This window comes from Stieleria sp., assembly GCF_041595215.1.
GTDB lineage: Bacteria > Planctomycetota > Planctomycetia > Pirellulales > Pirellulaceae > Stieleria > Stieleria magnilauensis.
In genome coordinates this window covers 1-5,541 of record NZ_JBFHKV010000540.1, presented here as the reverse complement: position 1 = coordinate 5,541, position 5,541 = coordinate 1, and the positions used below count along the sequence as shown (strand labels likewise).

The window sequence follows — 5,541 nt, the reverse complement described above, 5'->3', positions numbered from 1 at the left end:
TTCATTCGGTCCAAATAAAAGCAAGATGGCGCAAATGCCGTGCCAAAACCCATCTTTTTTCAAAAGACTTGTGGGTAATCGTCAGCTCGTCGCCTCGTCCACTACCCGGCTACAGAGGACTCGTCGCCTCTTCCACTACCCGAAAATTGAGCTGCGATAGACGACTAGTTTACCTTCCCCAGGGCGCCCGAATCTACACACCGCCGATGGCACGATGTCTCGTGCTGCAGAATCCGTGGCGTCGTCCAGTCCGAAAACGTTGCATCCGGCGTTGCGGGGGCATGCACCGCATGCCGCTACACCTGTTGGCTTTTGGCAAACAGGGCGCCGGCGATCCCGCCAAGGATGACCATGACCAAAAACGCACCGATCCGCGACTTCGGTTTTTGGAACACGAAGTAGATCAAATAGACAATGGTGCAACACAGGAAACCGACTTTCTTGTCCTCTTTGAATCCTTCGACGATCAGCTTGACCAAGGCGCCAAAGGCCACCAGAGCACAGGCCGATCCGGCCAGTTGCAGGAAGGTCTGCATCGGGTTGAAGTTGTCTTGCCCCGTCGTGCGATTGGCCGACATGACGGCCATCACCGCCAATCCCGTCGCACTGCACAGAATGAACAGGATCAAGCCGAGCATCCACCAAGGCATTCCGGCGCGCTCGGTCATGTCCTTCTGCATCTTGTCCGCACGACGCATGTCTTCGGCGGCTTTCTGCAGTGCCAGCGTCCCGGTCGAGATATCGACGCCGGGTGTCAGGTGACCTCGCACCGATTCACCGGTGGTTTTGTTGAAACCACACTTGGTGCACAGGATCGCGTCGGCCCCCATCGCCGCCCCACAGGACGGGCAGACCGCGGCGATGTTGGTGCCGAACCCTTCCTCGTCGAACAAGTCGTTCATCGGATTGCCGGCCGCGGTCGTACCGACCGCCTGGGCCGAAGGGGCAGTGATGTTTGAGGCAGCGACGTTTGGGGCGGCGACTTTTTGGGCAGACGCCGCCGGAACCTTGATCCCCTGCCCACAAGCGGGACATTTGACCGCTTTACCTGCGAATTGATCTTTTACCGCGAGAGCTTTCCCGCACTGGCATTTGATTTGAATCGGCATGGAGGCAACGAACGAAAAGCGTGACGTGGAAATCGGCAACCCAACAATCTACCCATTGTCCACGTCAGGTTCGGGTCTGTCTACTCGTTCAGGCCAAGCCGGTTGGAATCTGTCCGCATTTACGCTCTCTCGCGTCGCCGATCGGCAAAATCCGGAGAAGCGGCACGGCGACGTCCAATGCGGGACGCTCTCGCCGACGACGGGGCTCTGCAGTTCCGGATCATGAATCCGGGCGAGGGAGATCACTCGAAGAACGGGTTGGCCTGAACCACCGATGATTTGGACGTTCGCTTTTTCCCCGCCAGGGCTTCTGGCGAAGCGTTCTCGTTGATCCATTCGGCCAGTTCGTCGGCCGATTGGTAGCCCACCGCGTCGCCGATCTTGCGACCGTCTTGCAGCAAGATCAATCGCGGAATGCTGTTGACGCCATACCGTTCAGCCATCTCGGGTCGCTCGTCGACGTCGATCTTGCGAATTTCAACCGGCAGACTGGTCCGCCCCAGCTTGCGAAGCTCTTTGTCAATCATTCGGCAGGGCGGGCACCACGGGGCACCAAATTTCATCAGCACCAACTGCGGGGCCGAACCCGAAGCCGAATTCGGATCGAAAGCATCCTGTCCTGATGCGTCCGCGGCCGACTGCTCGATTTCCATTCCCGATCCGTCCACAGCACTTGACGAATCGGAACGCATGGTGAGGTTGAAATCGGACGACGCAGCCAAATAAATCAAACTTGCGAATGACAACACGGCCAAGGGGGCGAGGATTTTCATCTCAATTCAACGTCGTACAAAAGGGTCGTACAAAAAGATTGTACTGGGAAGTCGTACCGGGAAGCTTTACTGGGGGCTCGGTTCACGGCCGCGACAACAATGCGAACCCGCGTTATCGGAATCTACACCACGTTTCGGTGGGCCGCATTTAAGAAATGTCCAGTTGTCGGCGAGCCCCGCCAGGGCGGATGTCGATCCGACCGACGATTCACTTCGCGCCCGATCGTCGTTTGCTACAGCGCGTTGTCGAGCATGCGGGGTAATTGCCGCAGCAGAAAACGGGGCAAGATGGCGACACATTTTTGGCTTTTCGGATCGACCGCCACCGCACCGATGATCTGCTCGTTCACCGCGGCACCTTGCAGCACCATGCCCACGCGCTGCTGCGTCTCTTGGGAACCCGCGGCATCGTCAAACCAAATCACGACGGGAAACCGATCGAGCGATGCGTCCGATCCGATCCACCAATGTTCGGCATCGACCACGCGCGCCAGCATGTCTTCGGGCTCAAGTAGCTGTTTCATCGTAGCGGCGGCGGAAACCCCTTCGCCGGTTCGCGACATCCGCTTGTCGGTCGGGTTCAGATCGCGACGTGCGGCGTCCTGCCAGTTGACATAGCAGGTCGCGCCGTTGAGTTTTGCGATTTGCCGAACCAGGGCAGCAAACGTCGCTGCTTGGATTCGCGGCGGGCCCGAGACACCGGCCTGCAGCTTCGGCCACGCGTTGACTTGATCGTCATACGTCCCGCCCCATCTGGCAAAAATCGCATCGGGCAGTTTGCCCGGGGCGCCGCGTGCCCGTCGGATCGCCTCACAAACAAACACCGCCAATTGGGCCGGCCCACCTTCGGTCGGAATCGTCACCTTGGCAGGATCCCCCTCGGTCTGCCCCAGCAATGCGCGGGCGACGGTGACGGCGGAATCACTTTCAGGCGCCAGATCACTCAGATCCAACAAATCGGCGACGGCTTGATTGAATTTTTCGTCAGTCGGACGCAGCGTGATCGTGCGGGCTTTCTTGTCGAACGTGCAATCGGTGGCCGCACACGCCGCCGTCAAAATGTCTTCCACCGTTGGCCATCCCTTGGGCAGCGGGACGCGCGAGTTGATCGGGATGCCGACGATGTCAAAGGAGACCCATTCGACTTCGATCGGCACGCCGCTGAGCTGGCTGAGCAGCAACATCAAATCGTTCAGCGGATAACCGTTCGGATCGGAAGTCTGCATCGCCACGGTCAGGCCGAGGGCTTGCCGCATGTTTGCTTCATCTCTCGGATCCAGTGCGACTTCCAAATCAACGTCCACCTCGGCGGCACGATCCAATTGGATTTCGTCGATGGTTTCCGGGGCCGGTTGCGTTTCGGTGAATTGCGGCCGACCGATTCCGCCGAGCCCGTTGAGCAGCCCCTGAAGTTCTTTGGGCAATTCCGTCAGCGTGCCGGTCTCGTCGGTCGGATCAGGAGCGTCACCGAGCGGGGGCGTCTGCAGGGGCGCAGCGGGCAGCGGGGCCATCCCGTCCAACGGGCTGGCCGACAGCAGCGGACTGTCGGTCAACAGGTCACTCGGCGGGGCGGCGTTTTCGTTCGACGGCGTGCTGTTGACCGGAGCCACCTCCGCCACTGCATCGCCGGGGTTGCCCGGCAGTTCGTCAGCGACGGACACGGTCGGCGCCTCTGCGGTTTCATCAACATCCGCGTCACCGTCGCTGCTCCCGTCGTCGGTGTCGTCTGTCGATGCTGTCCCGTCAGGCGTCGATTGCGACGGGCTCGCTTCCGCTTCGGCCACGGCGGCGTCGGGCGTCTGGGTTTGTGCCTGGGTTTGTGTTTGTGCGGTTCCGGATCGGCTGCGGCGGAACACGGCGAACAGGACGGACGCGGAAACCACGCTCGCCAGAACGACGGCGACCAGCATCGCGATGCGCCGCGACCGGGCATTTTTTTGACTGTGCCAATCCGGTGGCGGCGCGACAGGTTGCGAAGCGGCCGGTTCGGCGGAGGCAGCGGGATCCCGAGAGGGCTGGGAGCGCGTCGGATCCGACGTGACGATTGGCGGCGGCTCGGCAAATCCGCTGGCGGGTGGCGTCGGCGGTGCATCCGAATCCGGCCCGTCCGCCTGGCCGATCGAGTCCTCCGTCAAGGCATCACTGTCAACCAGATGGGTTCCCACCGCGATCGGAGCGGGGCCCGCCGGATCCGTCTTCGGCGGCGCCAACTGAACCATCGACTGGCACTTGGGACAGCTCACGATGCTGCCGACCAGTTCCGGGCGGCTGACGCGCAACCGGCTAGAACAGGTCACGCAGGTGACGGAAAAGGGCTGAAAATCCAAGCGGAAGGTCCTTCAGGGACGGTGGAATTCGACTTCAGACCCTCTATGTTACCATGCGATTCCGGGGACTCGACACATTGGTGTGGGCGAGATTTGCACGGTTCACTAGGATTGCAGCTCTAGCGATGACCTACACTCCGTTAACCCCCTGGAAAACCAGACGCGAAACGGCGCCCACTGGAACGGAATTTCTTGATCCCAACGATGCTGGACACTCGGCGATATGACGACCGCGAGCACATGTTGCTCGCCAGTTTCGCGATGCGCAGCCGAGACACTCGGGGGCGCCGGCATGCGGAACCCGATCATCCCTATCGAGGCCCCTTCGCGCGGGACCGTGATCGAATTCTGCACAGCAGTGCCTTTCGGCGGTTGTCGGGAAAGATGCAGGTGTTCACCGGCGAGATGGGGATCTACCATCGCACGCGGCTGACCCACACCTTCGAAGTCGCCTCGATCGCACGCACGATCTCGCGTGTGCTGCGGCTCAACGAAGACCTGACGGAGGCCCTGGCGCTGGTCCATGACATCGGGCACCCGCCGTTTGGACATTGCGGCGAAGACGCGTTGAGTGAATGCATGCAGCCGGTCGGCGGGTTCTCCCATAACGGGTTTGCCCTCGTCATCGTCGAGCAACTTGAACAGCGCTATGCAAAATTTCCGGGACTGAATTTGTCATGGGAGATTTTGGACGGACAAGACGTGCGGGCCCACAAGGCAGAAGCCGCCGTCGGCCGTAGCCCGCTGCTGGAAGTCCAACTCGTCGACGCAGCGGACTCGATGGCCTATGACGCCCACGACGTCGACGACGCCCTGCAAATGGGATTGTTGTCGATGCACGAGTTGATGGAGCTGTCGATTGTTCGACGTGCGATGGAATTGGTGCGTGAAAAACATGGCACCGATCGACTTCGCGAAGAACGTCAGCTGTTGGTTCACGAGCTGATCGATCTGCAAGTGACCGACTTTTTAAGCGAAGCCACCGAGCGCGTCGTGGAGTTCCAGGGCCAAAGCGTGTCGGAAGTCCGCGATGCCGGATTGCGACTGGGGCACAGCGATCAGTTGGCGCGGGAACGGGCCGAGTTGGAATCGTTTTTGTTCGAAGCGGTGTACCGCCATCCGCGGCTGATTCCCGTCCGCCGTGCGGCCTATCATCGATTGCAGGACATGTTTGAAGTGTTGCGGCACGACCCTTCGCGATTGCCGCTGCGATTTCGCCGCCGCTGTGAATCACATCCGATTGAAACCGTCGTCGGCGAATACCTTGCCGGCATGACGGACTCGTTTTGTAACGCTCAGTACAAATACGCGACCGACGGCAGCACCGGCCCG

Annotated in this window: 4 protein-coding genes; 1 reads left to right on the top strand and 3 read right to left on the bottom strand. The window is 60.5% G+C overall.

Annotation, left to right across the window (positions count from 1 at the left end; genetic code table 11):
* Positions 1–296: 296 nt before the first annotated feature.
* From ABX749_RS19615 to ABX749_RS19605, 3 genes are all read right to left on the bottom strand, one after another.
* Positions 297–902: a hypothetical protein gene (locus tag ABX749_RS19615; RefSeq protein ID WP_372897458.1), complete on the bottom strand. Its 606-nt coding sequence runs from the start codon at positions 900–902 to the stop codon at positions 297–299.
* 449 nt (positions 903–1,351) lie between these two features.
* Positions 1,352–1,882, bottom strand: a complete 531-nt coding sequence (locus ABX749_RS19610) for a thioredoxin family protein (RefSeq protein ID WP_372897457.1) — start codon at positions 1,880–1,882, stop codon at positions 1,352–1,354.
* A 233-nt stretch (positions 1,883–2,115) separates the two neighbouring features.
* Positions 2,116–4,209: a hypothetical protein gene (locus ABX749_RS19605; RefSeq protein WP_372897456.1), complete on the bottom strand. Its 2,094-nt coding sequence runs from the start codon at positions 4,207–4,209 to the stop codon at positions 2,116–2,118.
* A 204-nt stretch (positions 4,210–4,413) separates the two neighbouring features.
* Between ABX749_RS19605 and dgt the strand changes: the two genes are divergently transcribed.
* A partial coding sequence (gene dgt / locus ABX749_RS19600; RefSeq protein ID WP_372897455.1) for a dGTP triphosphohydrolase occupies positions 4,414–5,541 on the top strand: 1,128 nt, incomplete at its 3' end.